Origin of the sequence: Rubripirellula reticaptiva, assembly GCF_007860175.1 — a bacterium.
Lineage (GTDB): Bacteria > Planctomycetota > Planctomycetia > Pirellulales > Pirellulaceae > Rubripirellula > Rubripirellula reticaptiva.
The window spans coordinates 1,405,725-1,423,551 of record NZ_SJPX01000002.1 but is presented as its reverse complement, the minus strand read 5'-3'; the positions used below and the strand labels follow the sequence as shown (position 1 = coordinate 1,423,551).

The window sequence follows — 17,827 nt, the reverse complement described above, 5'->3', positions numbered from 1 at the left end:
AACCGTGCATGACCCCGAAACTTGGTGAAGGCAACGACGATCTGATCGACTTGCACCAATAGTGTCGATCGATAAAAGTGTTGGCTCACCGGGAGGCACAACCCTCTCATGAAACTACCTTATTTGAGAGACTGATGATGAAGACGACCTGGATGAAGCTTGTTTTTGCTGGCCTTTGTTTCGCAATGACCATCGGGTGTGGCGGCGACGCTGGTGGTGTCATCGATCAACCAGAAAAAACCCCAGAAGAGCTGGCAGCTGAGATGGAAGCCTACAATGCAGAAATGGACGCTGATTCGGAGCTGAATGGCGAGACACAGAGATAGTTTGACGCGAAATCAAACTTTCTTAAAAAAATCAAATAGAGCCTCGGGCATCAAATGTTCGAGGCTTTTTGCGTGGCTTTTTACACCGTGCCAGCAAGAAGTCTCTGTCAATTGAGTTTCTTTGCCGTTTTGCGACATGTTTGCTAGTGGTGTGATTGTTTCCGCCGCATCTTCTGGCGGTGTCAAGCCTGCACTTAAATTTGACTCCGGTCGGTCAGGTTGATAGAACATCTCAGGTAGGGGAACCCCCTTGCACACTCTCTTGTTTGATCGGCCTCTCTTGATGGTCGGATTCTATTTCTCTATTTAGGAGTCTGGATGATGCGAAATCGCACTTCCTCTCGGCAAGCATTCACGTTGGTGGAATTGCTCGTCGTAATCGCAATCATTGGTGTTCTGGTCGGGCTGTTATTGCCCGCCGTCCAAGCTGCACGCGAAGCAGCACGTCGTATGTCGTGCAGTAACAATTTCAAGCAAATTGGTCTGTCGATCCACAATTATCACAGTGCGTACAAACAGTTGCCGCAGACCATGATGGGCACCAGCCGTACTGAAATTGCCAACGTGACATACAACTCAAGCCGCTTGTATACCAGCGGGTTGGTTGGTTTGTTGCCTTTCATCGAGCAGCAAGCGCTTTGGGAGCAAATCGCGAACCCTAGCCAGGACTTAACTCCTGGAACAACCTTGCCCGGCGGTGTGACGAACAACACTTGGCCCGCCATGGGACCATGTGCGTGGGTCACCCAGTACCGACCTTGGGCTACATCGGTTCCTGGTTTTCGTTGCCCTAGCGATCCAACGCAAACTCCTGGAATCGGTACCGCTTTCACGAACTACGGCTTCTGTTTTGGTGATGGCGTCCAGTTCGTGAACAATGGCGGCAAGAACGATTGGGGTAACATCGATAACGACAACAACAATACGAATGGGATCAACCAAACTTGGGTTGCAACTCGTGCTCGTGCCGCTAACCGCGGTATGTTTTGGGCTCGTCACAAGACCACGTTTGCGAGTGTCCTAGACGGCTTGTCGAATACGATCGCCGCAGGCGAAATTGTCGCCTCGGGTGGTAAGAAAGAGCTCATTGCCGACATTCGTCGAGACATGCCTGGTGGTGGTGATGCGATCGTCCGAGATCCAGGCATCTGTTTGGAAGTGGCGGCGTCGGCTGGAGTTGTTGGGATCGATCCCTTGCGACCTAATTTCTACACGCGTTCCACTAATATCGTGCCGCGGGCAACTCGTTGGGCAGATGGACGGGCTAACTACAGCGGGATGAATACGATTTTCCCACCTGGTAAGCCTAGCTGTGCCGATGGCGGTGACAACACTCGCGGTATCTACACCTCAGCAAGTCGCCACCAAGGTGGTTGCCACGTGTTGATGGGTGACGGTGCGGTCAAGTTCATCACCGACAGCATCGAAGCTGGTGATTCGACCGCACCAAGCGTCGAACGTGACGGTGCCGTTAATGCTCAGGGTGCCGAAAGTCCTTATGGCGTTTGGGGTGCTCTTGGTACTCGTGACATGTCTGAAGTGATCGAGATCGAGCTCTAAGTCTTTAAGCGAGCAAGCTTGAACGATTCGAATTGTCCCCGCCATCAGAAATGATGGCGGGGATTTTTTTGTGCTTGTAGTAATTCGCGAGACATTCGGTTCGCGTGTTTCGCTACTGCTAGTTCAAGCTTACTCGGGCGTCAGTCGCTCGATCGCATCCATGGCGGAGCGGTTATTCGGTTCAAGCAGGAGGGTTTGCTTATAGAAGACGATGGCCCGCTGTGGTTGGCCGATCCGTTCAAGGTTCTGTGCCAAGTAAAAATTCGCCGTCGCGAAATTAGGTTCTAGGCGAACGGCGTTTTCAAGGAAGCCGACCGCTCGATCAGGCCTTCCTGCCATCGACCATGCAAAACCCAAATTGAATTGGCTTTCCGCGATTTGTGGAGCCAGCGAGACCGCTCGTTCCAGCAGCGTGATTGCGGTTGGCAGGTCTCCGTGTTGCCCTGCGGCTACGCCCACATTCATCAATGAACTTGCGTTCAATCCGGCTTCGTCATGGACCGGCAAATTTGCCAGTGCACCCATGACGACGGCGGCGGCTGCTGGAAGAAATAGCTGGGACCATTTTCGGTCGGCCACCGCAGTGATCACAGACGTGATCCCGGCCGCAGCGAATGGGATTAGCAGCGGCACCAATGGCAACCGATACCGCCCCAAAATGAAGAACAACGCCACCGCGGCAACCATGATCAAAATCAATGTGTCGAAAAACCACAGCTCGCGCCAACGTCGTCGAGTGGCGACGATTCCCAGGGTAGCCAGTGGTACGAGCGTCCCAAAATTCCAAAACGACAACACGGCTAAGCCGATGGAGTACGACTGAAAGATGTTCAAACTGTCGACGTCTGGGACTTCAAATCGGTTGACCACCATGAATGTTTTTTGAATCATCAGCTGAACCCAACTGCCCGGTGACCGGGAAATTTCGTCATAAGATTGTGCAAACCAAAAACGGGAAACCTCGCGCGACGTCAGCGGATGTCCTTTGGTTTGCTCGGCGATGCGTTGTGCATCGGTACGTTCGTAGACAGGAGTTTCGTGTCCAGGCACCAGTGCCTCGTAGATTCCGCTAGCGCCGGCCCGGTTCCCGATGTAAAAGTTCGGTCCCGCCTGAAATGTCGTCGGTGACCATTCACCGCCAAGCGAGGCGTTTCGAGCCGCAACAGGCACGAGCACGATCGCAGCGCCGACAAAGTAAAACGCCACCATCGCAGTAGCGAATTGTTTCGACTTTGCAAAAGCCAAAATCCCAATCCAGAGCGGAAAAATAGGCAACCAAAGCATCGCGTTCTCGCGCGTCAAAACCAGCAAGCCAATCAGCACGCCGGTCGCCATCGCTAGCGCCGCCGAAGCTCTTGTGTCCACCGCTGGGGATTGAACCTTAGATCGGAACAGCGAACAGGTCGCCAGCAAGACACACAACAGGAACGAGGCCAAAGACGCTTTTTGGACGATTCCGTCGTAGTAGATTGCCGGGGCGTACATCGCCATCATCAAGCCGGCAAGGATCCCGACTCGGTTGCCGAACCACTGCTTACCGGTCACGCCGATTGCGACAGCTCCAATCGTCCCTAGGATCGCCTGAACCAGGCGCAGCCCAGGGACGCCCACACCAAAAATTTTAATCAGTACGGCAATGAAGTACGGGTAAAGCGGTGCTTGGTAAAACGTTTCATTACCGTACCAATTTCCGGCCGCAATTCGGCTGCCCCATTCGAAATAGCCCGCCGCATCACCAAGCAGCTGGACGATCGATGGCACGTTGGCCGTATGCCAAACATTCATCAGTCGAAGCGTCAATGCAACTGCGGCAACACCCAACATCCAAACCGAAAACGAAAAACCGATTAACTGTTCCGAGTGCAGGCTATGACCACCACTTGGATGTTCGTCTTCGCCGGAATTAGATTTCGTATCGGGCGAGGTTTTCGTCCGGTGTCGATTGCGTTTGGTCATTTCAGTAGTTCGTCGTCGATGGATTGCTGTTGTTTGCGTTTTCGTGACACGACTTGGTCACCGGCCGTCGTTAAGCGATGCCAAATCCAGGTCGCCAGCAGGCCCGCAAGCACGGCGACCGCGGCAACTTTCCCAATGATCGAAACGCCGATCGGGTCGGCAGTCTTGGGAGTTTGGTCGATGATACGCGCGGCGATCACCAGGGGGCCAAATTGATCTTCGCCACCAAAACGTTCCATGTATTCCGATTGGTAACTCCACAGTCGGAAAAAGAAGCCGTCGATCGCGACTTGGCGACTGACTTCGGCGATAACGGCGTCGGGGCCTGCCTGTTTCCAGACCGCTTCGTTTAAGAACGCTGGTAACTCGGTCGTCACAATCGACACCGGGTATCGGTTCTCGAACGTTGCTGACGGCGCAATTTCACCGGTTTCGTTTGAATCTTTTTCCGAGCTTTCAATCTTGATCACAGCTCGCCCGAGATCGGCGACGGCGTCGATTTGAAAATAATGATCAGCGCTCAGCTGACTTCGCCGGAGCGGATCGATGACGGAAATTCGCGTGATTTGGACGGTCTCTAATTCCAGGCGAATCCATTCACCCGCCATCGATGTTGCGTCGGTCAACATTTTCACGGCACTGGCCGGAACGGCGGGCGGCAAATTCGATTGCTGGGTCACCGTCTTAGCCGCGGCTAGTACGGCATAAAAAGCGTCCGAATCCGCACCCACCAACGGTTTTCGATTGCGAGTTGAAACGTCCGCAACCATTCCGATATCGACACCTTCGTGGGCTAACAAACGCCATCCAACCGAGTTCGCCGCACGAGGAATCCAGCCCAGTTTCGCCACTGCAACTGCCGCGGGTGAATTGGTTTGCGCGTTGGCAATGACTCCGACGCCACGGACTCGGTCGCCAATCTTTGCGTCGGCCGACACGTTTGCCGTGATCACGATCACTTCGGCATCATCGACTTGGACTTGTAGCAATGTCATGCGTTTGAATTCCAAGAATTCAACCAGTCTCGGCGGCACGTTGATTTTCTGGGTCGAGATGATCTTGCCATCGATTTTCAGTACATTCCCGACGTCATTCTTTTGACCGGCGACCATCCGCTCTGCAAGCGAGTTGGTGTCCACGGACTTGAGTCGGAACAACAATTTCGCTAGTTCCCCGCTCGATTTTTCGGTCGATGGTGGATACGCCGCCGCAATGCGATCGCGATCGAAACCGCTTAGCAAATCAAAGGCGTCTCGTCCGACCGCACGAGATACGTTTGTCAGCAACACCATGGCCAGGGCCATCGAAGTGAAGTTCGCTTTTGCCGATCCGATCATTGCAATTGGTCTTTCGACGATGACAGGGCCGTCGTTTCGAGGTCTTTCAGAAATTCACTTTGCGACGGTCGCCCGGAAACACGAAGTGCTCGACTGCGACGCGTCATCACGGTCGTTCGCCACATCGCCAGCGAAGTCGCGGCCACACCGATCAGGCAAGCCAGCGTGACCGTCCAGCCTAATCGCCAACGAATGTCGGAATCCGAAAGGCTTGATGTGTCCACTGGCAAACTAGTATCAGCGATCGATTCCAATGGCACATCGAGCACACCAATGATGACCGGGGCCAAGTCTGCGCCAGCGGATGACTGATACGCCAAGCGTTTTAGAAACGTGCCCATCAGTTCGGCCGGCGGGCCTGATTCAAGCGATGCATCTTCGTCAACGCGAGCGATGGAAGGGGGGACTGTGGGAACGATTGCCACGATTGGTCGGTCCGCACCGTCATCGGGACGCAGCCAAAGCTGCCAATATTCTGTGATCCCAAACACGTTGTCTCGGGCATCCAAACGCTGAGCCCGAGCAACCGTGCCCGAAACGCGGACGGGATGTCCGCGGAAAACATCGGGTTGCTGCAGCAACGGAACCACTCCGACCCGAGTCGCCGAGCGGTTGGTCCCCCGCTGCTTTGATTCGTTGGCAGCTTGGTCGAGCAATCGATAGAACAAATCGAAGTCGCCACTTCGCCAAACACTGCCATCCACCACACGGCTGAGTGCGGCATCATCAAGCGACGCCAAAAGTGCGGCCGCGATGGCGCGTGTCTCGTGACTGGATGTTTGATCGTGATTCGGGGCGACAGCGTCGGGTGATTGGCTTAGCCGCGCCATTGCGGTTTGCCACTTTGCAATTTGTTCGTTCGACAAGCCGGATTGGCGGTCTGCCAGCGCGTCGACGTGTCCGGCGATCTCTGACAGGGACGACCGGTTCGCGAGTGAATTGGCAACCGGCGACTGCGGATCACCTGGTGGCTCTCCCTCTAAGACGCGCGAGAGATCGCGAACCCAGATTCGCTGGGCCTCGGGATCGGTTTGAGCCACCAGTTCGTCTGCGATGCTGCGATCTTCGGGAAGAATTTGATTGCCCGAAAAAAGTCGAAATTCGCCTCGATTTTGACTGCCTGATTTGGTCGCTTTTGAAGTTCTCGCTTCTACTGTAGCTGCCCCCCCACCAGAGCCTTCGGTCGGCATTGTGGAATTCGTGACCAATGCGGGGGGAGCGGAAAAGAACGGGCGATAAATTGACGCTTTGGACGCTTGCTTCATCACGACGATGACCAGTGCTAGGCCGATCACCAATCGAATCAAGCGGCGAGATTGGCCGAAACTTCTGCCGGTTCGGCAACCGTTTTGACCGCGCCGATAGAGGTTGTCATCGTTAAATTCGGAAGGGATTCGCACCAGATTTTCCAATCAGACCGGTTGAAGTGCCAGGGCTATGCTTGAAGGCGTGATGAGCGGCTCTTACTCTAATGATAATGGGCGGTTCTTGGTTACTATTACAACTTAACCAGAGTTGGCCATCACGCTCATCTGTCCTGAACCTACGACTAGCCATGCTCTTCCGACGTATCGCTCGACGCATTCAAGCCAACGGTCCCAACGCCCGCGGTTCAATTCGGGTGATCACTCTGGTGTCGGGAGCCTGTTTTTTTGCGGGCGGCTTACCTTCGGTCCTGCCAGGAACTTCATCTGGGATGGCCATTGTCGCAGCCGCTGAGCCTGCGGAAGACTTTTTGGCTCGGCTGCGTGCGGCCAAGTACTTCGACACCGCCATCTTGTACTTGGATCGGCTGGACAAGTATGCGGGTGTAGACGGTGAATTCAAAAAAGCAGTATTGCTCGAAAAGGCACAGACCTACGTCGACGCGGCTCGAGTCTCTCGAAGCGCCGCGGCACGTGACGATTTCTTGAAGGAAGCGACCACTTCGCTGGATGAATTCCTGAAGGGCGGCTCAAATCCGCGACAAGCCGAAGCTCGTTTGATGTTAGGCACGCTGCAGATGTTTCGCGGCGCTCAAGCATTAGGAGTGAAGCCCGACGATGCCGCCCGGAAAGCTGCTCTTGGGCACTATTCCGCCGCCGGGAAAACTTTCGACGAGATCGTTGCGACTCTGAAAGCAAAATTGACAGAGATGCAGGGGGCCAAGATCGACGCAAAAGCGAATCCTGAAAAAGCTGCCGAGCGTGATCAATCCCGTGGCGAGTACCTGCAGGCCCTCACGATGGCAGGCGAAGCTCGCCTGCAAGCAGCCAAAACGTACAAGGATCCAGCCAAGGCCGGCAAAACGCAATTGGACGAAGCACTCGGCTTCTTTACGGACTTGAGCGAGAAGTACACGCACTTTCCACCCGGTGCCGTCGCCTTGATGAGTCGCGGCCTGGTGCAAGAAGAGCTTGGCCAAAATGACGCGGCGATGGACAGCTTCATTCGAATGTTAGAAACGCCCGATGTCGAAGATTTGCGTGACGCCAAGTTCAAGGCGACCAGCGGATTGATTCGATTGTCCTTGGCCGAAAAGCCGCCGAAATACCAGCCTGCGATCGATCGCGGCCAAGGAATGATCGACACGGTTCGCCCCAACGAACGACGCTCGCCCGTCGTGATGCAGTTGCAAGTGGATTTGGCCAAAGCGTATTTGCAAAAATCGACTGACAAGGAAAATCAAAAACCGGCGGACTTAAAACGTTCTGAATCCGAAGGACGCCAATTGCTGATCAAAGCTAGCAAGGTTGACGGTGATCATGTCGCCGAAGCCAATGAGTTGTTGAAGGGGCTGGGCGTCGAATCGGAATCTGGCAAGGTCGCTGAATTGCCCACCGCCGAAGACCCGACCAGCCTGGATGATGCTTACGCCAAAGCGATCGAACTTTATCAGGCGGCCGAAAATTACTCGGCGATGTTGGCGACGGCTAAAAAAGACAATGACGCGACAAAGCAAAAAGAACTTGACCAAAAAATCGTCGAGTCTCGCGGCGTCGCGATTCGGATTTTGTCGCGTGGTCTAGCAATGATTGGCGCCAATTCGGACGGCGAAGTCGCGAACAATGGACGCCAACTGCTCGCCTTCATGCTGTACCAGGACTCGCGTTACCGCGACGCGGCGGTTGTCGGCACTTTCTTGGCCAAAAACTCGCCTGGTACGGATATGGGGATGAAGGGCGCGTTGATCGCTCGCAATTCGTTGCAGACCCTGTTGGTTTCGGATTTGTCAAACCAGCGTCTGATTTCCGAGGTCAAGGATTTGGCTGCGTTTGCGGAAATGAACTGGGCGACTCACTCGGAAACCCCCGTCTTTCAACGTTTGGTGGTCGAGTTATCGTTGCAAGAAAATCAATGGGACAAAGCTCGGGCGATCATCGAAAAGATGTCCGAGAGCCCGACGCGTTCTCTGATGCAGCGGAAGCTTGGTTTGTTTCTGTATCAAGCATCTGCAGAGGCTCGTGCGGCCGGCGAGGATGCCGAGGCGACCAAGTTGATGGGCGACGCTGAAAAGGAACTGCGTTCCGGGCTGGATTCGATCCAGGGAAACTTGGCCGACGAAGAAGCCATGAAGGCGGCGCTGATTCTGACTAAGGTCTATCTGCGAAGCGACAATATCGAACAAGCCGACAAAACGCTTCGCAGCACCAAGTACGGTCCAGCAAAACTGGCGGATACCTTGGGCAAATCGGACGAGACGTTTGCGAGCGACTTGTACAGCACCGAGCTCAGTCTGTTGGTTCAAAAAATGACTGCGCCGGGCAGCGATACCGAATCGCTGGTCAGCAAGGCCAACGAAGTGATGGATAAACTTCGTGGCAGTGTCACCGGCGACGATGCGGCCCAGCGGATCAGTGGCATTTACTTGCGAATGGCACGCGACATTCGCGAGCAGCTTGATACGGCCGATCCGGCCCAGAAAACGAAACTAATCGGCGCGTTTCGCGTCTTCTTGCAACGCATCTCGACCACCACCGACGACACTGCCACGTTGCAGTGGATCGGCCAAACGGTAATGGAGCTTGCCGAAGCGTCTATGCAGCCAGGTGAAACAAAGGCGGTTGGGCAGGCAGCTGACTTGTTGGGGACAGCGATTGAAACTTTCGGACGCTTGAAAGAGAAGTCGTCCGAAACTCCTTTGACGGTCGACTATCAACTCGGCCGTGCCCAACGCTTGCTCGGCGAATACAAGAAGGCCATCGACACGCTCGAGCCTGTGCTTCGCAAGAACCCCAATATGCTGAACGCGCAAATCGAAGCCGCCACCGCGTACGAGCAATGGGGCGCAATCTTGCCGCCCAATTTTGCCAGCAGCTCCTTCAAGGCCGCTCTCAATGGTGCCAAGCCAGACGAAAATCGAAAAAACGTGATTTGGGGTTGGGGCAAGATCAGTCAGTTGACCAGCGGAAATCCTAAGTTTCGCGACACCTTTTTTGACGCTCGCTACCACGTCGCTTTATGCCGATATCTGTGGGGCAAAACGACCAAAGAGGAAGCGTTGATTTCAAAATCGGCTGGTGACATCACGCAAGTTGCTGCGTTATTCCCGACGTTGGGCGGGCCAGCCCAGCATCGGAAATTTGATCAACTGTTGAAACTGATCCAGAAAGAACTGGGCCAAAAACCCGACGGGCTTCCAGCATTGCCAAAACCCGCTCTGCCGGCTGGTTAAGCTTGGCGGCTTGGTTGGCTACGCCAGCGGCCGTCGCATTTTTACCCTCAACTCGTTCTCGACCCTTGGTCGCTTTTCATGAACCACTTTTCAAAACTCATTTGCATCGTCATTGTCGTTACTGTGACGCTTGCGTTTGCGTCGCCTGTCCAGGCCCAGAACGATCGGCTGTACGACAAGTCGGGTAAGAGCGTCACCGGCGCAGTTGCCCAGACCAGTGCCAAAGGTGTTCAAGTAAAACGCAGCGATGGCGTTCAAAATTTCTTGTCGGCGGACATCGAAAAAATACTCTACGAAGGCGACCCAGGTTCGTTGACCAAGGCTCGCGAGTTTGTGATCGACGATCAATACGAGCAGGCGCTCGAAGAGTTGAAAAAGGTCGACACGAAAGAAATCAAACGCGCTGTCATCGAAGCCGACTACGCTTACTACACCGTTCTTTCGCAAAGCAAACTGGCCTTGTCGGGACGCGGTCCTAAGGAAGCTGCCGCATCGGCGGTACTTGGCTTCATCGGAAAGTACCGCGATTCATGGCACTTGTTTGACGCCGCGAAGATCCTGGGCGATTTGGCGCTGGCACTGAACAAACCGGCCGATGCGCTGAAGTACTACAAACTGCTTGACAGTTCAGCTTCGGCGGACACCAAGATCGAATCGGTTTATCTGCAGGGGATGGTTTCTGTCTCGCAAAAAGAAAGCGATGCGGCGATCTCGCTGTTTGACAAAGTCATCAACGTCAAGGCGCAAACACCGCAGACGATTCGCACTCAATCGCTTGCTAAAGCTGGCAAAGCCGTCGCGCTAGCTCAAACCGGTAAGGCGACCGAAGGTCTCGAGCTAGTCAATTCGCTGATTGCTGAATTGAATCCTACCGACATTGAAATGGCCGCTCGGATTTACAATGCGCAAGGTGCTAGTTACGAAGCATCTGGCGACTTTGAAGGAGCCGTATTGGCCTACTTGCACACTCATTTGATGTTTTCGCGTTTGCCAGATGCACATGCGCAAGCGTTGCTAAAGCTTGTCGAACTGTGGCCCAAACTCGGGAAACCCGATCGAGCGGCCGAAGCACGCCAAGAACTGCAACAACGCTACCCCGGTGCTTTGTAGTCGCACGAAATCGCTAGACTATGATGGAGACAATGGTTTTGCCGTCGTTTCGTAAACTCCCCATCCAAATTCAAACTACCTTTTCTCACTCAAGCTTTGACTCGGAGAGCCTCTTTGATGTCCGTCTCCTGCGGTTCGCTAACTGGCATGTCCAGTCTTCTTCGTTCGATCGTTTTCATGATCGTGTTCATTTCTTCGTCTTCTCTGGCAATCACTGCCAGCGCTCAAGATGATGCCGCTGCCGAATTCGGAGACGCCGCAGGCGAATTTGCCGACGACGTCGCTGCCGAGCCGGAGCCACCGGCCGCAGACGGTGGAAACGAAAACCAAGCAGACACGCCGGCTCCCAAGGGTAGCCAGAACTTGTTGAAGTGGACCTATGACTCACTTGGACTCGGCTACGTGCTGATCTTCTTAGCCCTTTCGATCACTTTGGTGTCCTTGTTTGTGATGAACATGTTGGCCGCCCGACGCGATACACTTTGTCCGCAAGAGTTGGTCGATAATTTCGAGGCTCGGCTGAACGAAAAAGACTTCCAAGGCGCCTATGACATGGCCCGAACTGACGAGTCGGTGCTTGGGCAAGTCTTGTCGGCTGGCTTGGCAAAACTAAGCCGCGGCTACAACAAGGCGCTCGAAGGAATGCAGGAAGTCGGCGAAGAAGAAAGCATGAAGCTGGAACACCGCCTCAGTTACATGGCGTTGATCGGCAACCTTAGTCCCATGATCGGTCTGTTCGGAACGGTTCAGGGGATGATTTCATCGTTCCAAGTGATCGCGTTGGGCGGATCCACTCCCAAGCCATCGGATTTGGCCGCAGGTATTTCGACGGCGTTGTTTACGACGCTGGTCGGCTTGGCGGTCGCGATTCCGGCGATCGCGGCTTACAACATTTTGCGTAACCGAGTCTCGCGTTTGCTGTTAGAAGTCGGCGTGACTAGCGAAAACTTGATGAGCCGTTTCGAAGACGTTCAACCTCAAGCGGTTAAGAAGTAGGAACTGATTCGATGCGCGTAAAAAACAACAAAGTCGATTTGGCCGAAGGCGACCTGACGCCGATGATCGATATGACGTTCCAGTTGATCGCCTTTTTTATGGTCCTGATCAACTTTGCGCAAACCGAATCGAATGATCGCGTCAAGTTGCCAAGTAGCCAATTGGTCAAGCCGCCGGAAGTCGCGATTGAGTTTCCGATCGTGCTGCATGTAGCCAAAGATGGCGAGATCATCTTGGGCGGTGACGACTACACCGCAGAAACACTTCGGATTGGGCTAAGCCGTGAAATATCGGTGATTCGAGCCGAAGGTAAATCGGTGAATGACGCCAACGTCATCATCCGAGCGCACAAGGACACCGCCGCTGGTGACGTGCAGGAGATCATTCGTGTCGCCCAAGAACAGAAGCTCGAAAACTTTGCGCTTCGTGTGAAGGAGGATCGTTCATGAAAATTCGAAATCAAAAAGACGCCGAAAAGAACGGACTGGACATGACCAGCATGATCGACATTGTCTTTCTGCTGCTGATCTTCTTTGTGATGACGTTCAAAATTGTTGAGATGGAAGGTGATTTCAGCGTTCGGATGCCATTGGCTGGTGGTGCTGCGTCGGACCCGACGGACTTGCCGTTGAAACTGCGATTGCGAGCTAATGAGGAAGGTCAATTGACCGGCATGTCGATGAATGAAATTGATCTAGGAACCGATTTTGACAAACTTCGCGGCAACGTTGTTTCGATGGTGGGCGGCAACGCACCCGTCGCCGGTGACGAAGGTCCCGAACTGGAAATTGACACCGATTACAACCTGCGATACGAATACGTGATCCGCGCGATTACCGCAGTCAGCGGTTACAAAGACGGTGACCAAGTGGTGAAGCTGATCGAAAAGATCAAGTTTGCAAAACCACGCCGGTAAGTTCCTTGATCCTACTTCTCGACAATTACGATTCCTTCGTTCACAACCTGGCCCGATACTTTCGTCGGGCTGGATGCGAAACAATTGTCGTTCGAAGCGACCAGATCGATGTACGCGGATGTAACGAACTGTCACCCGACGCAGTGGTGTTGTCGCCGGGCCCGCGGCGCCCCGAAGAGGCAGGTTGTTCGATTGAGGTACTGCGTGAACTGTCGCCCGAGATTCCGATTCTAGGTGTCTGCTTGGGCCATCAATCGATCGGCGCCGCATTCGGTGGCGTGATCCATCGTTGTGGACCAATGCACGGCGTCAGCAGTTTGATCCAGCACGACGGACTTGGCGTTTATGCCGATTGTCCGTCACCGATGCGAGTTGCCCGGTATCACTCACTTGCGATCGATCCGGATCATGTTCCCCGTGAATTGATCGTGACCGCATCGACGGACGATGGAGTCATCATGGGCGTGCGGCATAGAACTCGACCGATCCATGGCGTGCAATTTCATCCCGAATCGGTGCTGTCAGATTACGGCGCAAAGATCATCGAAAACTTCATTGCAATTGCTCGTCAATGCGCTGGCGACAGCGCGGCGGATTCACTCAATGCGTTTTCTCGATCGCAGCCAAATGCGACTCTTCCCGAGAAAGGGTGAAGTCTTGATTCTAGAGTCTCTCGTTTCGTCGATCGATGCATCGGGCCGAGTCAATCTTGCGCCGATGGGGCCGATCGTTCATGGTGACCTTACTGAACCAAGTGGCATGGGGGTGACCTTTACGCTGCGCCCGTTCGTGTCGTCGCGCACGTTCAGTAATTTGAAACAGTCCAAGTGTGCGGTCATTCACGTCACCGACGACGCCATGCTGATCGCTCGTGCGGCCGTAGGCCAGATCGATGACGTCGATGTTGCGGGACTCGTTCGCCAGATCGAGGGCACCGATTGGTGGCCGCTGATCGATTGTCATCGCTGGTTCGCGGTCGAGATTGAATCGATCGAGCATGACGAAGTTCGGTCCGAGATGCATTGCAGAGTGGTTCGGTCCAAGATGGTTCGTCCATTCTTTGGGTTCAATCGCGCCAAGCACGCGGTGTTGGAAACTGCAATTTTGGCGACGCGAACGCATCTGATTTCGGCCGACGCGATTCACGACGAGATCAAACGTCTGACACCACTGATCGACAAAACCGCTGGTTCTGCTGAACATGATGCCTTCAAAATGCTTCGCAGGATCATTGATGAACGACTCGCCGACCAGTAACACCCATTCCAGTAACACCCATTCCAGAGCACCAATTCCAGGTGAACGAACGGTGCGTGTGACCACGGGAGCTCGATTGCATTTTGGGTTGCTGGACACCGCTGCTCCGTTTGGCGGCGTCGGTGTGATGGTGGACCAACCGGCAACCGAAATTGTGGTTCGTCCAAATGCCGCGTTTGTTGCCGATGATTCGATCATCGGGCGAGCCACCAAAATTGTGACACGGCTTTGCCATCACGTTGGTTGGGATGGACTGCCGGCTTGCCAAATCAACCTGGTCGCAGCACCACCGTCGCATTGCGGGCTCGGTAGCGGTACTCAGTTGTCGATGGCGATCGCGGAATCGATCTGCGCATTTTTTGATGTCGACATTGCTGCGGAAACGCTGGCCGTTGAGATTGCGGGCAGGGGGAAACGTTCAGCCATCGGTGTGCATGGTTACTATGCCGGCGGATTGATCGATGAACGGGCTGATTCGCCGACGGACCTGAATCCGCTCAATCATCGGATTGAATTGCCTGAGTCGTGGCGGGTGATCGTCATGCGTCCCAAAGCGGAGGCAACGACGATTAGTGGCGACACCGAGATTGAACAGTTTTCGGCTTTGAAGTTGGCCACTGCTGAAGCGAAGTCGAATCTGATCCACATTTTGGATCACGAGATATTGCCAGCGGCCAGAGCGGCCGACTTTGCCACGTTTGCAAGCAGCGTGCAGCGGTACAACTACGCCAGCGGAATGTTTTTCGCGAGCGTGCAAGGCGGGCCGTATCACGGTGAAGACGTGGCACGCTTAATCGATGAAACGATCGGTCGTGGCGGTCACGGCGTTGGGCAAAGCAGTTGGGGGCCGGGGGTTTTCGCTTGGTTCGAATCCGCCGGCGATCTGGAACGCTTTACAGACAACTTGCCCGCGGATGTCGACGTGATCGCAAAAACGAAACCGAAACACCAACCGCGATCAATCGAAATCGAATCCTGAGCAAAATAAACGCTTTGACTAGGCCGGTGGTTCTTCGTCACCGATGATGGGCTTTCCAATGCCGCCCATGAATGACCACGCAAACAGCAGAACTGCGGATGCAAAGTACCCTGCTGCGAATTCCAGCACGAGTTTGCGATTGACGGGATCTAGCACCATGTTGCCCCAAGTCTCGGGACCAATGGGAACGAATAAGCGATTCCCGGCAAGCGGCGAATGCATCACTCCAAACAGCGTCAAAACACAGGCAAGCAGCAGGACTTTCGCCGCCAATACCAGTCGTCGGTCAATCGCAGCCGCCAGCGCCCACGACCAAAGCAGACTGGTCAGAATGAATCCGCTGCTGAGCATGCCGATCGTTTTTAGGTTTGCCATCAACCCAGGGTCATGAAGCGTTTCAGCACTGATGCCCTGCGACATCAACGCGTCATCACCAAAGATTCGGCCGGGCAGATTCATCGCTAAAAATGCGAGTGCAGGCAGGCAAGCTATCGCGACCGCTGGGTAGTGTCGACGCGGTGTTGCTAGAAAACTTTGTGCTGTGATTTCAAGGCCGACAAAAACCAGGATTGGAAAAACCACCGGGGCGGGGATCCATGCATTCAACCACGCGAAGTATCCCACTAATCCAGCAGATCCGACTAACAACGCTGTCCCCAGCACATAGGCCGCGCGACCGCCCATCGCCTTGTACGCAGGGTGTCCGATGTACGGCGTCGTCTGAATCACGCCCCCCGACAGGCCCGCGATCAATGTTGCCAGTGCTTCGACACCGATGACAGTTCGCGTGTCGTAGGCATCGCCCGCGGCGCATGCACTTTCGGTACAGTCAATGCCGCCAACAATGGTGGCGATTGCAAACGGCATCGCTATCGGGACATATGGCAATGCATCGGCAAAGCTACCGAGCCACTGGAACTGCCAACTTTCCATCCACATCGTCGGGAACCAAGCAACGTCGACGGGTTTGGGAAAATGGTATCCGGTATCGGGGATCCAACACATAATGTAGTACATCGCGCCGGCGACAATCAAAGCGCCTAGCGTTCCGGGCGTTCGTCCGGGCAGCGGAATCCGGCCAATCAAAGTCGTCAGCACGATCACCAGCGCAATCATGCCCGGCAGTGGATGACCCAGGATTTCCATCAGCGGCAGAAAGCTGATCAAGACCAACGCGATCGCGGCGAGCGATCCCAACAAACCGGCTCGCGGCACACAGCGGCGAACCCACTCAGTCGCTGGTGCCAACATGAACTTCAGTAATCCCGACAGCACGATGCACCAAATCCCGATGTACCAAGTTCGGTAGGCCGCAGCGGTTGGGTCGAGCCCCATCGCTTGACCTTGCAGGAACGACGGCCCTAGTACGAACAAGACAATGCCAAAGGTAGACGGAGTATCTAGCCCCAGCGGCATCGCGGTGATGTCGTCGCGTCCGGTCTGTTTTGCGAGTCGAAACGCAAGAAAGAAAAACGCCAAGTCACCGATCAGAACTCCCAAAGCCGTGCCGGGAACCATCGCCGAAACCGCGAACTCGGTCGGGAATCCGAATCCGGCCAGCAGACCTACCATCAACAGCAGCCCGGCAATGTTGTCCAGCATCAAGCCAAAGAAGGCGTTGATATCACCCGGCGCGGCCCAGCGGTATTTTGTCCGGCCAAGAGGGGATATGGACGTCCTTGAATCATTCATGCAGCGTTTCCGGCGTTGATCGTATGGTTCTTTACGGTTTTAGCATGTCCAGAGGTTCTTGCGACCAAACTGGGCTAATTCGCTTTGACGTGCAGCCGATTTTGGAGATACTGGGGGAGGATCGCAGAGAAAGCTGTCTCCAAAGTGAAATTCGTGACCACTAACGTGAATTTTCCGCGGGTTACGCCAGCGAAAACCGCTTTCTTTTATTGTCTTGATATTCGTGTTACGCATTCGTCCAAACTCTTCACCCTTTCAGGCCCCTCATGAACGCATCGACTAAGATCGCTGCCGTGGAAATGCCCACTGTCGAACATGAAATCGATGGGGCGATCCAAAGTGACGTTTCGGATGAAAGCTTGATTGCACAGTACCGAAAATCGGGCGACCGTGGCTTATACGAAACGCTGATGCGTCGGTACGAACGAGAAATCTACAGCTATCTTCGACGCTACATTGGCGATGCGGAACTAGCAGAAGACGCGTTTCAGGGCACTTTCTTGCAGGTCCACCTGAAATGCCACCAGTTTGACCCGGTGCGGCGATTCCGGCCTTGGCTGTACGCAATCGCGACCAACCAGGCGATCGACGTCCAGCGCCGAAATAAGCGTCACAGGATGGTTAGTCTGGATCGTACCGCGGTCACTGACAAAGACGGGTCGGGTGGTGGTTGGTCTGAAAAGTTGGTGGGTGATTCGCCTGATCCGCTGATCGTCGCGACCGAGCAGGAAAATAGCCGCTGGATCCATGAATCGGTCGCGTCGCTTGGCGAATCGATGCAGCAAGTTGTGCAGTTAGTTTACTACCAGGGCATGAAGTACCGCGAAGCGGCTGATGTGCTGGGGATTCCTGTGGGAACCGTCAAAAGCCGTCTGCACGCTGCGGTCCAGCGACTGGGGCTGTTGTGGGACGAAAGCCACGAAGGCAGCGACAGCCAGTAGCTAGCCAGGCTGTCGGATTGTGCGTCAATTGCGTCAGCGAGTTGCTGTGTTTGGTTTGGCGAACTAGAGAACGTCGAGTTTTTGCGAACCTTCTTGGCGTCTA

Annotated in this window: 16 protein-coding genes; 11 read left to right on the top strand and 5 right to left on the bottom strand. The window is 54.5% G+C overall.

The window, feature by feature from the left end; genetic code table 11:
* The first annotated feature begins 134 nt into the window (after nt 1-134).
* Complete coding sequence (locus Poly59_RS11560) at nt 135-326, top strand: hypothetical protein (RefSeq protein ID WP_146534172.1); 192 nt, start codon at nt 135-137, stop codon at nt 324-326.
* 12 nt (nt 327-338) lie between these two features.
* On the opposite strand, the gene Poly59_RS29935 is transcribed toward Poly59_RS11560, so the two are convergent.
* Nucleotides 339-557 (bottom strand): hypothetical protein, encoded by a 219-nt coding sequence (locus Poly59_RS29935; protein ID WP_222436081.1) that lies wholly within the window; start codon nt 555-557, stop codon nt 339-341.
* 90 nt (nt 558-647) lie between these two features.
* Here Poly59_RS29935 and Poly59_RS11555 point away from each other — a divergent pair, with 90 nt between their 5' ends.
* Nucleotides 648-1,886 carry a DUF1559 domain-containing protein gene (locus Poly59_RS11555; protein WP_146534481.1) on the top strand — a complete coding sequence of 413 codons (1,239 nt, stop codon included), beginning with the start codon at nt 648-650 and terminating at the stop codon, nt 1,884-1,886.
* Nucleotides 1,887-2,015: 129 nt separating this feature from the next.
* Here the strand turns inward: Poly59_RS11555 and Poly59_RS11550 are convergent, their stop codons facing one another.
* The 3 genes from Poly59_RS11550 to Poly59_RS11540 are packed head-to-tail and all read right to left on the bottom strand — an operon-like array spanning nt 2,016 to nt 6,579.
* Nucleotides 2,016-3,842 carry a glycosyltransferase family 39 protein gene (locus Poly59_RS11550; protein ID WP_246151562.1) on the bottom strand — a complete coding sequence of 609 codons (1,827 nt, stop codon included), beginning with the start codon at nt 3,840-3,842 and terminating at the stop codon, nt 2,016-2,018.
* Nucleotides 3,839-5,179 (bottom strand): hypothetical protein, encoded by a 1,341-nt coding sequence (locus Poly59_RS11545; protein WP_146534171.1) that lies wholly within the window; start codon nt 5,177-5,179, stop codon nt 3,839-3,841. Before Poly59_RS11545 ends, Poly59_RS11550 begins: the two co-directional genes overlap by 4 nt.
* Entirely contained in the window at nt 5,176-6,579 is a 1,404-nt protein-coding gene (locus Poly59_RS11540) for a hypothetical protein (protein ID WP_146534170.1), read from the bottom strand. Before Poly59_RS11540 ends, Poly59_RS11545 begins: the two co-directional genes overlap by 4 nt.
* A gap of 155 nt (nt 6,580-6,734) precedes the next feature.
* Between Poly59_RS11540 and Poly59_RS11535 the strand changes: the two genes are divergently transcribed.
* From Poly59_RS11535 to Poly59_RS11500, 8 genes are all read left to right on the top strand, one after another.
* Nucleotides 6,735-9,833: a tetratricopeptide repeat protein gene (locus Poly59_RS11535; RefSeq protein ID WP_146534169.1), complete on the top strand. Its 3,099-nt coding sequence runs from the start codon at nt 6,735-6,737 to the stop codon at nt 9,831-9,833.
* 78 nt (nt 9,834-9,911) lie between these two features.
* Entirely contained in the window at nt 9,912-10,943 is a 1,032-nt protein-coding gene (locus Poly59_RS11530) for a tetratricopeptide repeat protein (RefSeq protein WP_146534168.1), read from the top strand.
* A gap of 117 nt (nt 10,944-11,060) precedes the next feature.
* Nucleotides 11,061-11,939: a MotA/TolQ/ExbB proton channel family protein gene (locus tag Poly59_RS11525; RefSeq protein ID WP_246151561.1), complete on the top strand. Its 879-nt coding sequence runs from the start codon at nt 11,061-11,063 to the stop codon at nt 11,937-11,939.
* 11 nt (nt 11,940-11,950) lie between these two features.
* On the top strand, nt 11,951-12,388 hold the full coding sequence (locus tag Poly59_RS11520; protein ID WP_146534166.1) for an ExbD/TolR family protein: 438 nt from the start codon (nt 11,951-11,953) through the stop codon (nt 12,386-12,388).
* Nucleotides 12,385-12,855 (top strand): ExbD/TolR family protein, encoded by a 471-nt coding sequence (locus Poly59_RS11515; protein ID WP_146534165.1) that lies wholly within the window; start codon nt 12,385-12,387, stop codon nt 12,853-12,855. The genes Poly59_RS11520 and Poly59_RS11515 overlap by 4 nt, the downstream gene beginning before the upstream one ends.
* A 5-nt stretch (nt 12,856-12,860) precedes the next feature.
* Nucleotides 12,861-13,508 (top strand): anthranilate synthase component II, encoded by a 648-nt coding sequence (locus Poly59_RS11510; protein ID WP_146534164.1) that lies wholly within the window; start codon nt 12,861-12,863, stop codon nt 13,506-13,508.
* Complete coding sequence (locus Poly59_RS11505) at nt 13,459-14,112, top strand: DUF447 domain-containing protein (RefSeq protein ID WP_246151560.1); 654 nt, start codon at nt 13,459-13,461, stop codon at nt 14,110-14,112. Before Poly59_RS11510 ends, Poly59_RS11505 begins: the two co-directional genes overlap by 50 nt.
* Nucleotides 14,113-14,164: 52 nt before the next feature.
* The gene (locus Poly59_RS11500) at nt 14,165-15,091 is read left to right on the top strand and encodes a GHMP family kinase ATP-binding protein (RefSeq protein ID WP_186776184.1); all 927 of its coding nucleotides are present in this window, start codon (nt 14,165-14,167) and stop codon (nt 15,089-15,091) included.
* An 18-nt stretch (nt 15,092-15,109) separates the two neighbouring features.
* On the opposite strand, the gene Poly59_RS11495 is transcribed toward Poly59_RS11500, so the two are convergent.
* Entirely contained in the window at nt 15,110-16,783 is a 1,674-nt protein-coding gene (locus Poly59_RS11495) for a permease (protein WP_246151559.1), read from the bottom strand.
* 266 nt (nt 16,784-17,049) lie between these two features.
* Here Poly59_RS11495 and Poly59_RS11490 point away from each other — a divergent pair, with 266 nt between their 5' ends.
* On the top strand, nt 17,050-17,724 hold the full coding sequence (locus Poly59_RS11490) for an RNA polymerase sigma factor (protein WP_146534162.1): 675 nt from the start codon (nt 17,050-17,052) through the stop codon (nt 17,722-17,724).
* Nucleotides 17,725-17,827 lie beyond the last annotated feature (103 nt).